Consider the following 16,312-nt stretch of genomic DNA (forward strand, 5'->3'; position numbering starts at 1 on the left):
CATCCCTCCTTGCTTTTATATGTTGAACCTAAATGTAATTATGTCTCCATCTTGAACTATATAGTCTTTGCCCTCGAGTCGTAACACCCCTACTTCCTTTGCCTTCTTAAAATCCCTATATTTTTCAAAGTCAGCCCATGAGAGTACTTCCGCCCTGATGAACCCCTTTTCAATATCAGAATGAATTGCACCAGCTGCCTCCTTTGCAGTGGAACCCCTTCTAATTGTCCATGCCCTTACCTCTTTCTCTCCTGCAGTCAAAAAAGTGATCAGTCCAAGCAGCTCATATGTAGCATGGATTACTTTATCCAGAGCAGATTCATCTATACCCATATCCTTTAGAAATTCTTCTCTCTCTAGGTCATCTTCTATCTCTCTAAGTTCCCTTTCCAATTTTGCACATACCTCTATTTTTTTCTTGTAGGGCTCCTTTTGCTCATTCAATCCCCTGAACCTTCCAATATCAGATTCTGATACATTGTACACATATAAAATTGGTTTTGCAGACAAAAATTGAAAGCCTTTAAGCTCTGGGGCAGTTCTTATTTCATGGTCAATCCTAAGTGGTAGTTCCTTTTCAAGGAGTTCTCTAGCCTTAGTAAGCAGATCTTCTTCCCTTGGATTTATCAAATTTTTGTCTTTTTTCTTATCCAGAGATATCCTATCTAACCTCTTTTCTACTACAGCCAGATCAGAAATTATTAGATCCCCTTCAATATTCTCTTCCTGCATTTTAGGGTCATATAGACCAGAAAAACAATCAATTACTGGTACTAAACAATCCATGCTTCTTATATCATTTAACACTTTATTTCCAAGACTCTTGGCCCCTGCCCCTGAGATCTCCCAGTATTCAATCTCAGAATATGTGATCTTTTTGGGATTAAACAACTCTGCGAGGGGTTGTAGTCTTGGGTCAATTACCTTTACCATTGCCCTGTTTAAATTAGCAGCTTCAGCCCCTGCAAGGGCGAGAAACAACTCGGTTTTACCGCATCCAGAAAAACCAAAAATACCTGTTTTCATCTTACCTGCCTTCCTCTATTTTTTTTTAATAAGTTGATCACATCAGGAATTGCTTTATCTACCATAATTTCAACCCCTTGTTCATTTGGATGTACCAGGTCTTCTAAAGTAAGCGATGGGTTGCCTATAATTCCACCTAATATATCATGTACAAGGGGAATATTGTGCTCTTTGGCAAGGTCTGTAAATATTTCTTCAAACTCCTTGCAATATCCTTTATCTATTTCAAAAAGCCCTTCTGGGATCCTTGCGCCAATGAGTAATACCTCTGCACCAATACCTTTTGATTTTTCTATTATCTTATCTAAGTTGGAACGAATATCATCAATTGGATATTCCAGGAAACCGTCATTTATTCCCAGTTCTAAAACAACTACATGGGGTAATTCCTCTAGATAAAAGTCCAGCCGTCTGAGGCCTCCAAAGGTGGTATCACCTGACAGCCCTGCATTTATAACGTGGCAGTCAAATAGTTTATCCTTTAGACGCTTTTCAAGTATACTGGCAAATGATTTATCTGGTCTTAAACCAAAGCCCTCTGTCAAACTATTTCCAAAGGCAAGGATCTTTACCATAGAAACCCCTTAAACAAATAATTGAACTTTTATAACTTTTATCTTAAAAAAAATTATGTCCTGGTATACTTATGCATTTTCAGCCTTTTTCTTAATAGGGGTTCAAAGGTTTTTTTATAATATAGCTGCAAAGTACAATTGTAATTCCATTGCCACAACTATTATTTTTATGTTATCTGTGAGCTGTATAAGTTATGTATTTATCTTTGTAACTAATACAGCCATTTCTTTGGATAAATATACTCTTTTTTTGAGCCTTGTAAACAGTATAACCTTTTCCATGGCAACAATAAGCCATATTCAATCTCTAAAATTTTCATCCCCTTCTTTAGTTTATCCATTTATTAGACTGAATATATTAATTGTAGTTTTTTATTCCTGTGTTTTTTTAAATGAAAAACTTACATATTTTCAAATTAGTGGAATCATTCTTTCGCTTATGGCCCTTATTCTTATTAGTTCCCAATTTAACAAAAACTCTTATTATAAAAATTCTCGTAATCTAGGACTTATGTGGGCATCCATTGCAATGATATGTGGTGCTATTTCATCTATTTCATGTAAATATGCAGCAAATTATGTAAACAAATTTGTTTTTATTTTTATATCGTATGTTATATCCACAATCTTTCTTACCATTGCATTAAAAATAATAAACCCTGGGCAAACTATTTTTTCTAAAAAGTATTACTTCAAATTTTCTACAATTACTATTGGAATATTAATGGGGATTTTAAATATCCTTGGTTTTTATTGTTATCTTTTGGCCCTGGAAACTGGTCCCCTTTCTCTAGTTGCCACTATAAATGGGATGCATTTTGTTATTGGTATTATAATGTCTTCAATTATATTTAAAGACAAAATTACTAAAAAATCCCTATACGGTATTTTTCTTACGATTATTTCCCTGATATTGTTGACGGCTTTTTAAACTCAATTTGTGCATCTATCCAGGTTATTGCTTCCTCAAAGTCTAATGTTCCTTCATATATTGCCCTTCCAGTAATAATCCCCTGGAGTCCAAGGTCTTTTAAGGGAAATAAGGTCTTTATGTCATTTATATCCCGTACCCCTCCTGCATAAATTACAGGCAGAGAGGTAAGTTTCAAGAGTTTTTTAACAGGCTCAGGATTAATTCCTGTTTGCATACCATCCTTTGAAATATCAGTAAAAACAATAAAACTAGCACCGTTGTCTTTAGCTTCTGAAACCACACTGTCAATCATAAGTCCAGTATCTTCAACCCAACCCCTTGATTTTAATCTTCCATTTTCTGCATCCAATGACACACCTATTTTCCCTTTAAATTCTCTACAAAGGGCTTTAAATTCAAGAGGATTTTCAAAAAACATGGTTCCTATAATGAGCCTTGTTACGCCTGCATCAAAATATTTTTTTGCAACCTCTAAACTTCGAATTCCACCTCCCAGTTGAACAGGTATGTCAATTGATCTACATATCTTTTCTATGAGCTTATAATTTTTAGGGGTTCCTTCAAATGCACCATCTAGATCCACAATGTGGAGATATTTAGCCCCTTTTGAAACCCAAAATTTGGCCATCTCTGTAGGATCCTTAGAAAATATAGTTACCTCATTATATTTACCCTGTCTTAGCCTGACGCACTGTCCATTTTTTATATCAATTGCAGGAAATAAGATCATAGACCAAGCTCCTTAATACCTGTTGTAATTCCCTCTTTAGCAAGTTCATATGCACTGACCCACTTGCCTCCTCTTTTTATAAATTTTTTAAACTCCAAAATATTTTTTGTTAGCGGCTCTTGGGTCTCATTGTATAAAAATGACCTAATCAGAGAACCTTTATTAATATCAATAAGATTAAGAGAAAGCATAACCTTGGCTGGTTCAAATGCCCCCCATTTGCCCCCTACCCTTGGCTTAAATACAAACAATTGAGGGACAATGAGGTAATCACAGGGTATACACTTGCCAACTTGAACCCACTTTTTAACTGGATTTAAATAGGTTTTATTTTCTTTTAAAATGACCAGCTCCTTACATTGGTCCACAAAATTAGGTCCAATTATCTGTATACCTTGCTTTGTGGGTAGGCTTGATAAAAGAATATTGGTTAGTTTCTTCAGTACTTCCTTATCTATCTTTCCACACTCGTCTGTTATATAGCCAGACAAAACATCATGGGGAACAGTTGGATGTTCAAAGGGGGATATAGCCAATTTACCCTGAATTTTGACTGAGGTTTCTTCTTTTGGCACTCCTGCGCACCCTGCAAAAAAAATTATAAAAAATATAAAAATTTTTTTCACTCTAACATCCCCTTTGTGCTCATTATTTTATTATTTGAAACTGGCCTTATTGCCCTATTTAAGGCAATACCAAGACCTTTAAAAGCAGCCTCTATTAAATGATGGCCATTCTTCCCATATACAAAGCTTATGTGGAGATTTATTTTTGCATTATTTGTAAATGACTTAAAAAATTCCCTCCAGATATCTCTTTCTTCTCCAAAGATTACATGGGGTAGGATTTCTTCGTTGTTTAAAACAAAATAAGGCCTCCCCGATAGATCAACTACAACCTCCACTAATGATTCATCCATTGGCACCCTTACCCACGCCATTCTGCTTATGCCTTTTTTATCTCCAAGGGATTTTCTAAAAACCTCTCCAAGACTTAGCCCAATGTCTTCTATTAGATGGTGAGCATCAACCTGGATGTCACCTCTTGCCTTTACATTTAGATAAAAATTACCCCAAAAACCCAATAGGGTGAGAAAATGGTCAAGATATCCCAGGGACGTATCTATATTAAAACTGGACTCACCCATTAAACCAAACTCTATTTCAATATTAGTCTCTTTTGTCTTCCTCCTGTACTCTATCTTCTCCATCTATTTCTCCTTGTTTTTGTACTGTAATATCTTCATCTTCTTTACTATTTGTTTTAGAGTTTTCCTTTCTACCAAAAATATGGGCAATCCAGATGCCCACTTCATACAATAATACCAATGGACCAGCCATTAAGACCTGGGTCACTGCATCTGGTGGTGTAAGTATTGCTGCAACAATAAAGGCTATTAATATTGCATATTTTCTATATTTTCTTAAAAATTTGGATGTAACCAAGCCCAATCTTGCAAGAAAAAATATAACAAGTGGAAGCTCAAAAACAAGTCCAAATGCAATCAAGATCCTGACTGCAAAAGATAGTCCCTCCTTCATACTGATCATGGGGCTAATGTACACATCAGCAAAACTCATGAAAAATTTATATGCATATGGAAAAATAACAAAATATCCAAAAAGTGCACCTATTATAAATAAAAAAGCAGAACATATGGAAATAGGTAAAATAAATTTCCTTTCTTCTGGATATAGTCCTGGTTTCACAAAAAGCCATATTTGATAGAAACTGTATGGGAGGGTAAGAAAAATACCAGATATAAACGCCATTTTTAGATATACAAAAAATGCCTCATGGGGAGAGGTATATATCATAGTTGAATTTTTTGGAAGGGAGTTAAAAAGTGGAAGCATTATGTAATTGAATATCTGTTTTGAGACGGGCACACACGCAAGCATTCCCAAAAAAATGGCTACAACTGCCCTAACCAACCTCTTTCTAAGCTCCTCTAAATGTTCCAACAAGCTCATCTCAGCGACTTCATCATTTTGAGTGATTTCCTCCTGTCCAAGGATAGGTGGTTGAGAATTGTTTTCAGATGACTCTAGCTCAGTTACTGGAAGTTTATCATTTTCAGTCATTGGACATCTCCTTAATTAGTGAGAAAAACCTTCTTCCTTCTTTGCTGTGTTTGTGTCTGTTATGTGAGTGCTCTTCATCCTTCAACCTTCAGCCTTGTTATGATTCAACCAAGATTTCATATCATTCCCTTTGTGTGGAATGCATTAAAAATCATAAAAAGAGCAGCTATCCAGTTTGTGTAAGCAAAAAGCCTTTTTAAATTTTTAGGCTTGGATTTTAAGGCAAATTTTCCACCTATTATTCCTCCTATAATTGTAACAAAAGCCAATGGAATAGCCCATGACGGATTAAAATCACCCTGGACAGCATGTCCCACAAATCCCATAAAAGCCGTGGTCGCAATTAAGGCAGATGCTGTTCCAACAGCTGTATGCATAGGAATTCCGCAGGCCAATACCATCAAGGGAACTAAAAAAGAGCCCCCTGATACACCTACCATGCCGGCACCAAAACCCGTTAAAATAATGATTGGCAGAGCAATCCACAAGTTAACACTATATACTTTGTCTCCAGATTTAATATTTATGATTCCCAAATGGCTGTTTACTATATTATTTTGTTTTTCTGAAACAGGAATTAGCATCAGCATTCCTGCGATAAAGAGCATGACCGCAAATATAATTTTAAGAGTAAAACCACTGAACAGATGAGAAAAATACCCACCTCCAAGAGCAGCTAATGCTGTAAAAGAGCCGATTAAAAAGGCCAATTTCCAGGATACTGATTTATTCTTCTGGAAAACAAGCATTGCCGCAATAGAAGCCGAAAAAAGAATAAACTGACCAGTTGTTGCGGCCTGATGCATGGGAATATTGGCGAGTGTAAGAATCACAACATAAAAATTACCTCCGCCTTTACCAACCATAGTCATGGCAACTGCTACAACAAAAATAAGGAAGCTCACCATAAGCAAATGTGACATCTAATTATTCTCCTTATTTTGTTTAATTACCTTTAAGACCTTTCCAGGCATTAGAGCTTCTGTTAAAGCTGGATACCCTCCTACAATAATATGCACATTGGTATAACCTTTTGACAATAAATATACATAAGCAATAGCTGCCCGAACGGTTCCAGAACAAAACACAGCTATTGATGTATGGTGAGGAATTTCATCAATTCGATCTGGAAGTTCGTCAAGAGGTATGTTTCTACATTCGATATTTGGATGATAATCCAATCTTATGGAAAGAGAGCCAGCTTCTTCTTTTGAACGGACATCCAATAGAAAACCATTTTCTGTTTCAAAAAATTTTTCTGGTAATATTTTGTGCTTTCCTGTGCCAAAGAATTCCAACGTAAATTTCTTAATTACTTTTTCCATTTGGTTTTCCTCCTTTATCTGAGGTATAACGCTACGCCTACACTAATAGGTATTCCTGTTCTGGAATTTCATATGTGACTGAGATTGTTTTGTTGTTCATGGCAGTCTTGAGCAATTCTTTCCTGGGATGTTCATCCACTAAAGAAGAAAAATTACTCCATAGTGTTTTCATGGCAATATCTCGAACTTGATGCATCATTCCAGATTCACTGTTGACTTGAGTAAAACCTAACCGCCTCAAGACCTTATTTGTTAACCTCATCTTCTTTTGTTTACTCCATATCCCCTTTGTCCTCTAATATATCCTTTTCCTCTGTTTTATCCTGATCCACATTTGATACTTTATTTCTTTTTTCCAGATCTGCCAGTTGTACTTCCAGGTCAATCTGCCTCTTTACATCAGATGAAACCCTTCTAAATTCTGCAAGGGCCTTTCCCAAAGCCCTTGCTATATCTGGCAGTTTTGACGGACCTATAACCAAAAGTGCAACAAGAAAAATTATTAAAAGCTCTGATGTACCTACCCCGAACATCCCTAAACTCCATTTTGTTATATTATTCCCATTCTATGGTGCTAGGAGGTTTTGACGATATGTCAAATACCACCCTGTTTACTCCCTTAACTTCATTTATTATCCTGTTTGAGATCTTTGCAAGTAGCTCAGATGGGAGTCTGGACCAGTCTGCTGTCATGGCATCTAAACTGTCTACTACCCTCAAGGCCACCACGTGCTCATAGGTCCTCTCATCTCCCATAACCCCAACTGTTTTCAAGGGAAGCAAAACTGCAAATCCCTGCCATACCTTGTAATACCATCCAGCATCCTTTAGCTCTTCTTCTACAATCTTATCTGCCTGTCTAAGTATTTTTAGCCTCTGCTCAGTAATCTCCCCAATTATTCTGATTGCAAGCCCAGGCCCTGGAAATGGATGCCTCCAGACCAGAAAATCTGGAATACCCAACTCATAGGCAACCTTTCTTACTTCATCCTTAAATAACTCTCTAAGGGGCTCAATTAGCTTTAGGTTCATTTTTTCTGGAAGTCCACCTACGTTATGATGACTTTTTATAACTGCAGATGGCCCTTTATAAGAAACACTTTCTATTACATCTGGGTATAGGGTCCCCTGGGCCAAAAATTTCACATTTTCAATGGATCTAGCCTCTTTTTCAAAGACTTCAATAAAGGTCCTTCCTATGATTTTTCTCTTCTCTTCTGGATCTGTTATCCCTTTTAGTCTAGACAAAAAAGTATCAGAACCATCTACATACCTTAAATTTAAATCAAAATGTTCTGTTAAGTAATGAACAACTTCATTTCCCTCATTTTGCCTTAAGAGTCCGTTATCAACAAAAATACAGTGTAGTCTCTTTCCAATTGCTTTATTTAAGAGTACTGCCACAACAGTTGAGTCTATTCCTCCACTTATTCCCAATACAACATTTGCATCTCCAACTTGTTTTGGCACATCTTGAATTACCCCTTTTACAAATGACGCCATATTCCAGGTGGGTTTTAACCTGGAAATATCAAATAAGAAATTCCTAATTATCTTTTCACCATTTACTGTGTGGGCAACCTCTGGATGAAATTGGAGGCAATATATATTTTTATCCCTATTTTCCATTGCTGCAACATCAATATTTTCTGTTTTTGCAATAATTGAAAACCCAGGTGGAATCTCTTCTACTTTATCTCCGTGGGACATCCAGACATTTAAACTTCCATCTTCAAATACATCTCTAAAAAGGGGAGAATCCGATACCTTTATAAGTGCAGATCTTCCATATTCCCTATTGGTTGATGGGCTCACCCTTCCTCCCATCTTTTTTGCTATAAGCTGCATACCATAACAAATACCAAGTATTGGTACATTTAAATTAAATACTTCCATATCAATATCTGGGGATCCCTTTTCACATACACTTGACGGACCACCAGAAAAAACCATTGCCCTGGGCTTTAGTCTCCTTAGAGCTTCAATATCAATATTACATGGATGGATCTCTGAATATACCCCAGCTTCTCTGATTCTCCTTGCTATTAATTGGGTATATTGGGAACCAAAGTCTAAGATTATAACTTTATCTAAACTTTCCATGGACACAACTCCTATACATCGATCTGATAGTTTGGTGCTTCCTTGGTGATGATTACGTCGTGAACATGACTCTCCCTATATCCTGCCTGGGTTATTTGCACAAATCTTGCCTTGGTTTGGAGCTCTTTTATGTTCCTGCACCCACAATATCCCATGCCAGCTTTTAGCCCACCAACCAATTGATAAATTGTTTCAGACACTTCTCCTTTGTAAGGCACCCTGCCAACTATCCCCTCAGGGACCAATTTCTCTAAATTTTCCTGAAAATATCTATCTTTGCTCCCTTCTTTCATTGCATCTAATGATCCCATACCCCTATATATTTTGTATCTTCTCCCTTGATACAAGACTGTCTCTCCTGGACTCTCCTCTGTTCCTGCGAGCATGCCACCCATCATTACGCTGTCTGCACCAGCTGCTATTGCCTTGACAATGTCCCCAGAAAACTTAATGCCACCATCTGCAATTAGACACCTATCCTTTTCCCTACATGCAGGTACAACGTCCATAATAGCGGTTATTTGGGGAACTCCAACCCCTGCCACAACCCTGGTTGTACAAATGGACCCTGGCCCAATGCCCACCTTTACACTATCTGCTCCAGCTTCTATTAAGTCCTTTGCCCCCTGATATGTTGCCACATTCCCAGCAATAAGAGGAATGTCTGGATAGTTTGATTTTATAAATTTAACCCCTTGAATCACATTTTTACTGTGACCATGGGCAGAATCCAAAACCAATACATCTACCTGGGCACCTACTAGGGCATCCACCCTGGCCTTAAGATCCTTCCCAACTCCAACAGCTGCACCTACTCTTAGCCTACCAAAGCTATCTTTACATGCATTTGGATACTTTTTAATTTTATTAATGTCTTTTATTGTGATAAGCCCTTTTAAATTGTTGTTTTCATCTACCACAAGTAGCTTTTCTATCCTGTTTTCATGTAAAATCTTTTTGGCCTTTTCTAAGTCAGTACCTGGGGGAACAGTAATTAAATTTTTCTTGGTCATTACTTCTTCAACTTTGGTTTCCATGTCTTCCACAAAGGCCACATCTCTGTTTGTGACTATGCCCACTACTCTACTACCCCTCACAACGGGAAGTCCTGAAATCCTGTATTGGGCCATAATCTTAAGGGCATGGCCAACACTGTGCTCTGGTTCAATACTAACTGGATCTATAATCATTCCACTTTCGGATTTTTTGACCTTTTTTACTTCTAGTACCTGATCTTCAATACTTAAATTCTTATGTATAATTCCAATACCACCCTGTCTTGCCATGGATATTGCCATTCTAGCTTCAGTAACTGTATCCATTGCAGCTGATAAAATAGGAATATTTAGCTTTATTTGAGGTGTAAGATATGTTGAAACATCAACATCAGATGGGATTACTTCAGAATAATCAGGTAAGAGTAGTACATCATCAAAGGTAAGAGCTGTCCTTATAATTTTATTTTGACAAATCATAGGTTTTATATCCCCCTAATATTTATGGTTAATTATAAAATTAATGATCTTTTAATTCCATTAAGGATTCTTTAACTTTATCTTTTATATTTTTAGGAGCCTTTTTATCTTGTAGAATATCATTAAATAATTTTTTTGATTTTTGTTTTTTATTTAAAATAAAACCATATAAATATGCCAAATTAAACTTAGCCATATAATTGTTTGGGTCTAGGGTAACAATTTTCTCTAGCAATATGGATGCATGGTTATATTTTTTTAGGAATAAATTACACATGGCAAGATTTAAAATTATTTCCTCATCATTTGGCATAAGTTTGTATGCCTTTTTTAAAAAGAATTCTGCCCTGTCCCATGCCCTCATTTGAATAAAAATAGAAGCAAGGGATTTTAAGGCTTCAATATCATTTGGATCCTTTTTTATTCTCTTCATGTATTTTGTTATAATATTTTCAATATCTACTTTTGATACCTCACCATGAGATGTATCTGTATTTTGAACAACAAGTGAAGGATTTTGAAGTTTATAATAAATCATATAGGCAACCATAAAAAAAACATTAAATGCAATAATAAATATTAATATCTTTACTTTTTTTGAATTATTTGAATTAATGGTATCCATATTACTTAAACTCTTTTTTAATTTGGCTTAATTTTTTTAAAATCTCTCTATTCTGATTCCCAAGAAACATTAGATAACCTATAATACCAATCCAAACAATAATATTTGCTAACACAAGATATTTCATAAGCTTTCTCCATATAGTCAAAAAATTTTGTTCTTAATTATTTGTTCTAGCTTATCTTTTAGTGTCAACTGTCTTTTTCTAAATAGAAAAAGATATAAAAACAAAAATCCATATGCAATAAGGTTTATAAACATAGTCTGTAACATTTCCCTTGGCATTCCACCACCCTTGGATGCAAATATTGCTGGATGTATGCTCCGCCACATCCTTGCAGACCAAAATACCAATGGTACATCAAGAAAACCAATAATCCCAACTCCACTTCCAAGGATATATTTCTTATCTTCCTGAATATCCATATTGACAATAACTAAATATATTACGTACATAAACCACATGATAAGCGTTGTAATAAGCCTTGGATCCCAAGTCCAATAGGTGTTCCAGGATGCCTTTGCCCAGATAATTCCAGTTATTAATACTAATGTAGAATATAAAACTCCTATTTCTGCTGCAGAAATTGACCACAATAAATAGTTTGAGTCCCTTTTTAAAATGTATAAAAAGCTGTAAACACACACCAAAAAAAATGCAAAAAATGACCACCATGCAAAAGATACATGGAAATAAAATATTTTTTGAGGTATTCCCATTACTTTTTCCACTGGGGCGTACACATATATAAAATATATGCCCACAATTATAGATATAAAACTCATTATCAAGATTGTGGTTTCTATGGAAAAATTTTTTTTCATAACTCCTAGCTATCTCCCAAAATGTGTGGAAACAAAAACAGGCAAATTCCAGCAAAAATTGCGTCATAGCCACAAATCACATTAATCCATCCCATGATGTCTTTAAAGGAACCACCATTTGCAAGTTGAGTCCATATTTTTATACCCCCAAGTATTAGAGGTATTTCCAGGGGAAGAAGTATTGTTGTCAAAAGGGAATCTTTAAGATGACTTCCAACCATTGCTCCACCAAAAAAAGATCCCATAATTGATATACCCACATCTATTAATAGAATCGATGTAATTAAGTAAAAAAGGCCATTTTTAAAATCTGTTTTTAAAAAAATTGCCATTAAAATGAGAAAAAAGATCTGTATAAAAAAAACAGCTATAAGCCCAGATATTGTTTTTGAAATCCAAATTCCTTCCCTTGATATAGGGGAAATTAGGAGTAGTTCAAATACATTGTCCTTTTCTTCTATCCTATAGAGTTCCCGAAATACAAGTACACTACAGAAAAGGGAACAGACCCAAAAAATTGTACCAGCCCATGTTGGATGAATGGAGGAAAGATTACTACTAGCCAGGCTAAAGGTAAAGATAATTATAAGCCCAAGGAGCAAGGCCTCAATGATTCCCTTTTTCTTAAAAAAAATCACCTTTAAGTCTTTTTTTAAAACAACTAAAATTGGATACATGATTTAATTTTTGTTCTCTTCTAAAATAAATGTATTATCCATGAATACCAGTTTTTTCTTAAAAAAATTGTCTGCTTGCAAGTGAGTTATCCAGATTACTATCTTCCCCTTATCCAGTTCAGACAAAATAAAACCCTTTAGCAATTCCTTTGATTCCAGATCAAGACCTGTCTCAGGTTCATCTAAAAGATAGATTTCAGGGTCTATCACCATTAACCTTGCGATGTTTAACCTTTGAGTCATGCCCCTTGAAAATATAGACACTTTCTCATAACACACTTTTCCAAGTCCAACCTTAGAAAGGATGCCCTTAATTTCATTTGACTTAAAACTTTTGCCATATATATCAGCCCAGAACTTTAAATTCTCAATGGAATTCATTTCTCCATATACAGATAAAAAGTGACCCATATAACCTATTTTGTGTACCCTTTCACAGAACTTGATTTCACCTGTTGTAGGCTTTATGGAACCAGCAATGATTCTTATCAATGTAGACTTGCCACATCCATTTGGACCATGCACAAATATACCATCACCCTTACTGGCTTTAAAGCTTACATCTTTAAAAATGAGCCTGTGGCCAAAAACCTTGCTAACTTTAACGACTTCTAACATCTAAGTCCTTTTGAAGGTAGCTACAGATCCCATAATGGTTAAAAGGATGGCCCCATACCATATCCAATGTACCATTGGATTTCTTTGTATCTGTAATTTTAAAACTCCATTTTCAGTACTCTGAATAACACTCAAATACAACTCATCAAAAAATCTCCTGAGCACTGCTACCTTTGAAAATAGGTTATTTTGAACTAGATAAAAAATCTTTTCAGGATTTAACTCTCCCAGATGCTTATCTTTAAAATTAACGTCAAAATTATAGGTATATACAATTTTGTCTTGATAATTTTTCTTTGTAAAATCTTTGTATCTTACTTCATAATTTTCAAATTTTATACTCTGTCCTTTAGCCAATATAAAATCTGCACTCTTTTTAAATCCTGAAGATATTGCAATGGATATTGCCATTATTATAATAGATAAATGTATTCCCCATTTTCCCAGTGGACCAGATTTTGAATATAAATTATACTTAAAAACAAAATAAATAACAGATAAAAAGGCACAAATACCAGATGATATGGAGAGTAAAACCAGCAGGTTCTTAATTTTAAAAACCCATATAATTATAGATAAAAATACAAATATCCCTAAAAACATAAATCCTTGTTTTTGCATTGACTCGCTTCTCCATTTAATCCACGGACAAAAGATAATTAAAAATATGAGGAAACTACCAATTGGCAGAAATACTCTGTTGTAAAAAGAAGAGGAAAGTCCTTTTGCCTCAGAAAAAAGGGCTTTACTTATAACAGGATACATTGTCCCGATCAAGATTATTGCACAGAGTCCTAAGAACATCCATGTACAAATAATTAAAAAACCATTTTTAGAAAACATTCCACTGAGTTCATTGTTGTTTCTAGATGGAAATAAGCATGTAATATATATTACCAGAATCAAGCTAATTATTATCAAAAATAAAATAGGTCCACCAATACCCCCTTCTGAAAAGGCATGGAGGGACTGGATTATTCCGCTTCTAGTTAAAAATGTAGCCACAAAACAACTTATCAACGATAGTCCCAATAACAGGCCCCACGTCCTTTCAAGGGCCTTTTCCCTTGTAGCCACAATATTTACGTGTAAAAAACCAGTTGTACATAGCCATGGTACCAGTGATGCATTTTCAACTGGGTCCCAAGCCCAATATCCACCCCAACCAAGTTCATAATATGACCACCACATGCCAAGGATTATGCCTATAGACAAAAATACCCATGAAAACATAGTCCATTTTCTAATCATGTAAAAGACATCTCCCCTAAATCCACATATCCTAATGGAAAGACCAATTAATGCTGGAACCACTAATGATGCATATCCCAAAAACAGTGCTGGAGGATGAAAGATCATTCCAGGATGAATTAATAGGGGATTTAGTCCATTTCCCTGAGTAGGGGGTGGGTTATTTAATAAAAAAGGATTAGCTACTGTTATAAGTAGCAGAAAAAAAAATGCTTCAGTTGCATAAAATAAAGACCAGAAAATTGCCTTTGTATCAACTGAAAGTTTTTTATACCCCCTTTGTTTTACAAGTATTACCCCACAACCTGCAATAAATAATAACCACAATAGTAGAGATCCTTCCTGTCCCGCCCATATTGCAGTTAGGGCATAATACCACGGAAGGTATGTATCAGAATATGAAGCTACATAAACGTAGGAAAAATCCCTTTTTAAAAAGGCGTATAAAAGGACTAAAAAACACAACATTACACAGAAGAAAATCAAGCCTTGAACCCAGTTAGTCCAACTAATGTCCCTTTTGTTCCAAAAACAGTAAAGTAAAAATACACTGAAAAAGGTACAGGAAAAAAAACCTAGCATCAAAAAAAAGTAACTTAGAGCAGCCATTATCCAACATCCTTTCTGTTTCTTTTTTGATATTTTGATGGACACTTGGTCATAAGTACCTTTGCGTTAAATACGTTTTTAGTAAAACCTCCTTCAACTATGACTTCACTTCCAATTTTAAAGGTATCAGGAATACCACCGCTATATTTTACTAAAATCTTTTTCTCTGGATAGTCCTTGTCCAATAAAGGAAATTCTATGTATTCCCCTTTTTTTTCTATATTTTTTCCCACTATTCCAAATAACCTGGCATTTTTTAGGTCTGATTTCTCCTTTGCAAGCGCCTCAGATACATTTAAGAAATAAACACTCTCAGATTTAATAGATGTATATACAAGAAATATAAATCCAGAAAAAATTAGCAAAAAAGCTATTAAATAAGTCTGTTTTTTTGATTTTTTCATTTATTATCCTCCCCTATCTTAGAAAAGATCTCCTGTTTTTTCTTCTCTGCAAGTCTCCTCATGTCCTCAACCCTGTCAGTTTCATCAACTATCTCTTTACCCAATATCTCCTCAAGGATATCTTCCAATGTAATAAGCCCTGAGATACCACCATACTCATCTAAAACAATAGCCATTGGTATCCTGGATTCCAAAAATGTAAGAAGGAGTCTATCCAGAGTAATAGTCTCCAGCACAAAATGGACTGGTTTTTTGAGTTCATATAGTTTTTTATTCCCTTGACCCTTAATTATACACCTAAGTACATCAACTTTATAGACAATTCCCCGAATGTCTTCTATATCTCCATTAAAAAAAATTGGTACCCTGCTATATGGCCACATTTTGTCAACATCTATTGAGTCATCTATACTCATCTCAGCAGGAAGAGAAAACATTACAGTACGAGGTGTCATCACCTGCATAACCCGTTTTTTGTCAAGTTCCAGTACATTATTTATATATTTTTCTTCAAAGTGTTTTAATACTCCTGTTTTTCTAGATAAACTCACAAGTGCCAAAACATCCTCTTCAGAAGTATCTAATCCCCTACTTTTACCTTTTTCAAAGAACCTAATTGTAAAACTAATAATATTTATAATTGGCAAAAATAAAATCACCATGCCCATAAGTGGCCTTGCCAGTATTGTTGCAAAAAACCTGTTGTATAAAACCCCTACTGTTTTTGGAATAATTTCTGAGAAAAACAGGATGGTAAGGGTAAAAACTATGGAAAAAATATATAATTTCTCTTCTCCAAATACTGACATGGCAGCAGCGCCAGCTATGGATGCCCCTGCTGTATTAGCAACTGTATTTAATGTCAAGATTGCGGTTATTGGTCTGTCTATATTTGATTTTAACTGATATAATATCTCTCCTGACTTTTTCCCCTTTTTTCTGAGGCTCTCAATATAACTCCACGACACAGAATATAAAACTGCCTCAGTGAGGGAGCACAAAGCAGAGACACCAACTGCCAGGCCAAAAGAGATAACAAGAAGCCACATAA

At 35.3% G+C, this 16,312-nt stretch carries 21 protein-coding genes; 1 reads left to right on the plus strand and 20 read right to left on the minus strand.

Annotated features, from left to right (window positions below):
- Positions 1-15 precede the first annotated feature (15 nt).
- Positions 16-1,026: a DUF933 domain-containing protein gene (locus tag ACYQ0O_RS03175; protein WP_459890557.1), complete on the minus strand. Its 1,011-nt coding sequence runs from the start codon at positions 1,024-1,026 to the stop codon at positions 16-18.
- Entirely contained in the window at positions 1,023-1,601 is a 579-nt protein-coding gene (locus ACYQ0O_RS03180) for an arylesterase (RefSeq protein ID WP_075068244.1), read from the minus strand. Before ACYQ0O_RS03180 ends, ACYQ0O_RS03175 begins: the two co-directional genes overlap by 4 nt.
- A gap of 55 nt (positions 1,602-1,656) precedes the next feature.
- Between ACYQ0O_RS03180 and ACYQ0O_RS03185 the strand changes: the two genes are divergently transcribed.
- On the plus strand, positions 1,657-2,532 hold the full coding sequence (locus ACYQ0O_RS03185; RefSeq protein ID WP_459890559.1) for a DMT family transporter: 876 nt from the start codon (positions 1,657-1,659) through the stop codon (positions 2,530-2,532).
- On the opposite strand, the gene hisA is transcribed toward ACYQ0O_RS03185, so the two are convergent.
- The 18 genes from hisA to ACYQ0O_RS03275 form a co-directional block, all read right to left on the minus strand.
- On the minus strand, positions 2,501-3,265 hold the full coding sequence (hisA, locus tag ACYQ0O_RS03190; RefSeq protein ID WP_459890561.1) for a 1-(5-phosphoribosyl)-5-[(5-phosphoribosylamino)methylideneamino]imidazole-4-carboxamide isomerase: 765 nt from the start codon (positions 3,263-3,265) through the stop codon (positions 2,501-2,503). The two genes, ACYQ0O_RS03185 and hisA, sit on opposite strands and share 32 nt — an antisense overlap.
- Positions 3,262-3,891, minus strand: a complete 630-nt coding sequence (locus ACYQ0O_RS03195) for a hypothetical protein (RefSeq protein WP_459890563.1) — start codon at positions 3,889-3,891, stop codon at positions 3,262-3,264. Before ACYQ0O_RS03195 ends, hisA begins: the two co-directional genes overlap by 4 nt.
- Entirely contained in the window at positions 3,888-4,475 is a 588-nt protein-coding gene (hisB, locus tag ACYQ0O_RS03200; protein WP_459890565.1) for an imidazoleglycerol-phosphate dehydratase HisB, read from the minus strand. Before hisB ends, ACYQ0O_RS03195 begins: the two co-directional genes overlap by 4 nt.
- Positions 4,435-5,238 (minus strand): twin-arginine translocase subunit TatC, encoded by an 804-nt coding sequence (gene tatC / locus ACYQ0O_RS03205; protein ID WP_459890661.1) that lies wholly within the window; start codon positions 5,236-5,238, stop codon positions 4,435-4,437. The genes hisB and tatC overlap by 41 nt, the downstream gene beginning before the upstream one ends.
- 227 nt (positions 5,239-5,465) lie before the next feature.
- A complete protein-coding gene (locus ACYQ0O_RS03210; RefSeq protein ID WP_459890567.1) occupies positions 5,466-6,272 on the minus strand; it encodes a sulfite exporter TauE/SafE family protein in 807 nt (268 codons plus the stop codon).
- Positions 6,273-6,674, minus strand: coding sequence for a rhodanese-like domain-containing protein (locus ACYQ0O_RS03215; protein WP_459890569.1), 402 nt, complete (start codon positions 6,672-6,674; stop codon positions 6,273-6,275). It lies immediately after the preceding gene.
- Positions 6,675-6,711: 37 nt separating this feature from the next.
- Positions 6,712-6,936 carry a hypothetical protein gene (locus ACYQ0O_RS03220; RefSeq protein WP_075068241.1) on the minus strand — a complete coding sequence of 75 codons (225 nt, stop codon included), beginning with the start codon at positions 6,934-6,936 and terminating at the stop codon, positions 6,712-6,714.
- A gap of 10 nt (positions 6,937-6,946) precedes the next feature.
- Complete coding sequence (gene tatB, locus ACYQ0O_RS03225) at positions 6,947-7,207, minus strand: Sec-independent protein translocase protein TatB (RefSeq protein WP_459890571.1); 261 nt, start codon at positions 7,205-7,207, stop codon at positions 6,947-6,949.
- A 22-nt stretch (positions 7,208-7,229) separates the two neighbouring features.
- On the minus strand, positions 7,230-8,777 hold the full coding sequence (gene guaA, locus ACYQ0O_RS03230) for a glutamine-hydrolyzing GMP synthase (RefSeq protein WP_459890573.1): 1,548 nt from the start codon (positions 8,775-8,777) through the stop codon (positions 7,230-7,232).
- A gap of 11 nt (positions 8,778-8,788) precedes the next feature.
- Positions 8,789-10,252 (minus strand): IMP dehydrogenase, encoded by a 1,464-nt coding sequence (guaB, locus tag ACYQ0O_RS03235; RefSeq protein ID WP_459890575.1) that lies wholly within the window; start codon positions 10,250-10,252, stop codon positions 8,789-8,791.
- Positions 10,253-10,292: 40 nt separating this feature from the next.
- On the minus strand, positions 10,293-10,877 hold the full coding sequence (locus ACYQ0O_RS03240; RefSeq protein ID WP_459890577.1) for a tetratricopeptide repeat protein: 585 nt from the start codon (positions 10,875-10,877) through the stop codon (positions 10,293-10,295).
- 1 nt (position 10,878) lies between these two features.
- Complete coding sequence (locus ACYQ0O_RS03245) at positions 10,879-11,004, minus strand: CcmD family protein (protein ID WP_459890579.1); 126 nt, start codon at positions 11,002-11,004, stop codon at positions 10,879-10,881.
- A gap of 17 nt (positions 11,005-11,021) precedes the next feature.
- Positions 11,022-11,702 carry a cytochrome c biogenesis protein CcsA gene (gene ccsA, locus ACYQ0O_RS03250; RefSeq protein WP_459890581.1) on the minus strand — a complete coding sequence of 227 codons (681 nt, stop codon included), beginning with the start codon at positions 11,700-11,702 and terminating at the stop codon, positions 11,022-11,024.
- A gap of 5 nt (positions 11,703-11,707) precedes the next feature.
- Positions 11,708-12,379, minus strand: a complete 672-nt coding sequence (locus ACYQ0O_RS03255) for a heme exporter protein CcmB (RefSeq protein ID WP_459890583.1) — start codon at positions 12,377-12,379, stop codon at positions 11,708-11,710.
- 3 nt (positions 12,380-12,382) lie between these two features.
- A complete protein-coding gene (locus ACYQ0O_RS03260) occupies positions 12,383-12,997 on the minus strand; it encodes an ABC transporter ATP-binding protein (protein ID WP_459890585.1) in 615 nt (204 codons plus the stop codon).
- A complete protein-coding gene (locus tag ACYQ0O_RS03265) occupies positions 12,998-14,857 on the minus strand; it encodes a heme lyase CcmF/NrfE family subunit (protein WP_459890587.1) in 1,860 nt (619 codons plus the stop codon).
- Positions 14,857-15,261 carry a cytochrome c maturation protein CcmE gene (locus tag ACYQ0O_RS03270; protein WP_459890589.1) on the minus strand — a complete coding sequence of 135 codons (405 nt, stop codon included), beginning with the start codon at positions 15,259-15,261 and terminating at the stop codon, positions 14,857-14,859. The genes ACYQ0O_RS03265 and ACYQ0O_RS03270 overlap by 1 nt, the downstream gene beginning before the upstream one ends.
- The gene (locus ACYQ0O_RS03275; protein WP_459890591.1) at positions 15,258-16,310 is read right to left on the minus strand and encodes a hemolysin family protein; all 1,053 of its coding nucleotides are present in this window, start codon (positions 16,308-16,310) and stop codon (positions 15,258-15,260) included. The genes ACYQ0O_RS03270 and ACYQ0O_RS03275 overlap by 4 nt, the downstream gene beginning before the upstream one ends.
- Positions 16,311-16,312: the final 2 nt, after the last annotated feature.

Source organism: Desulfothermus okinawensis JCM 13304, assembly GCF_054654515.1.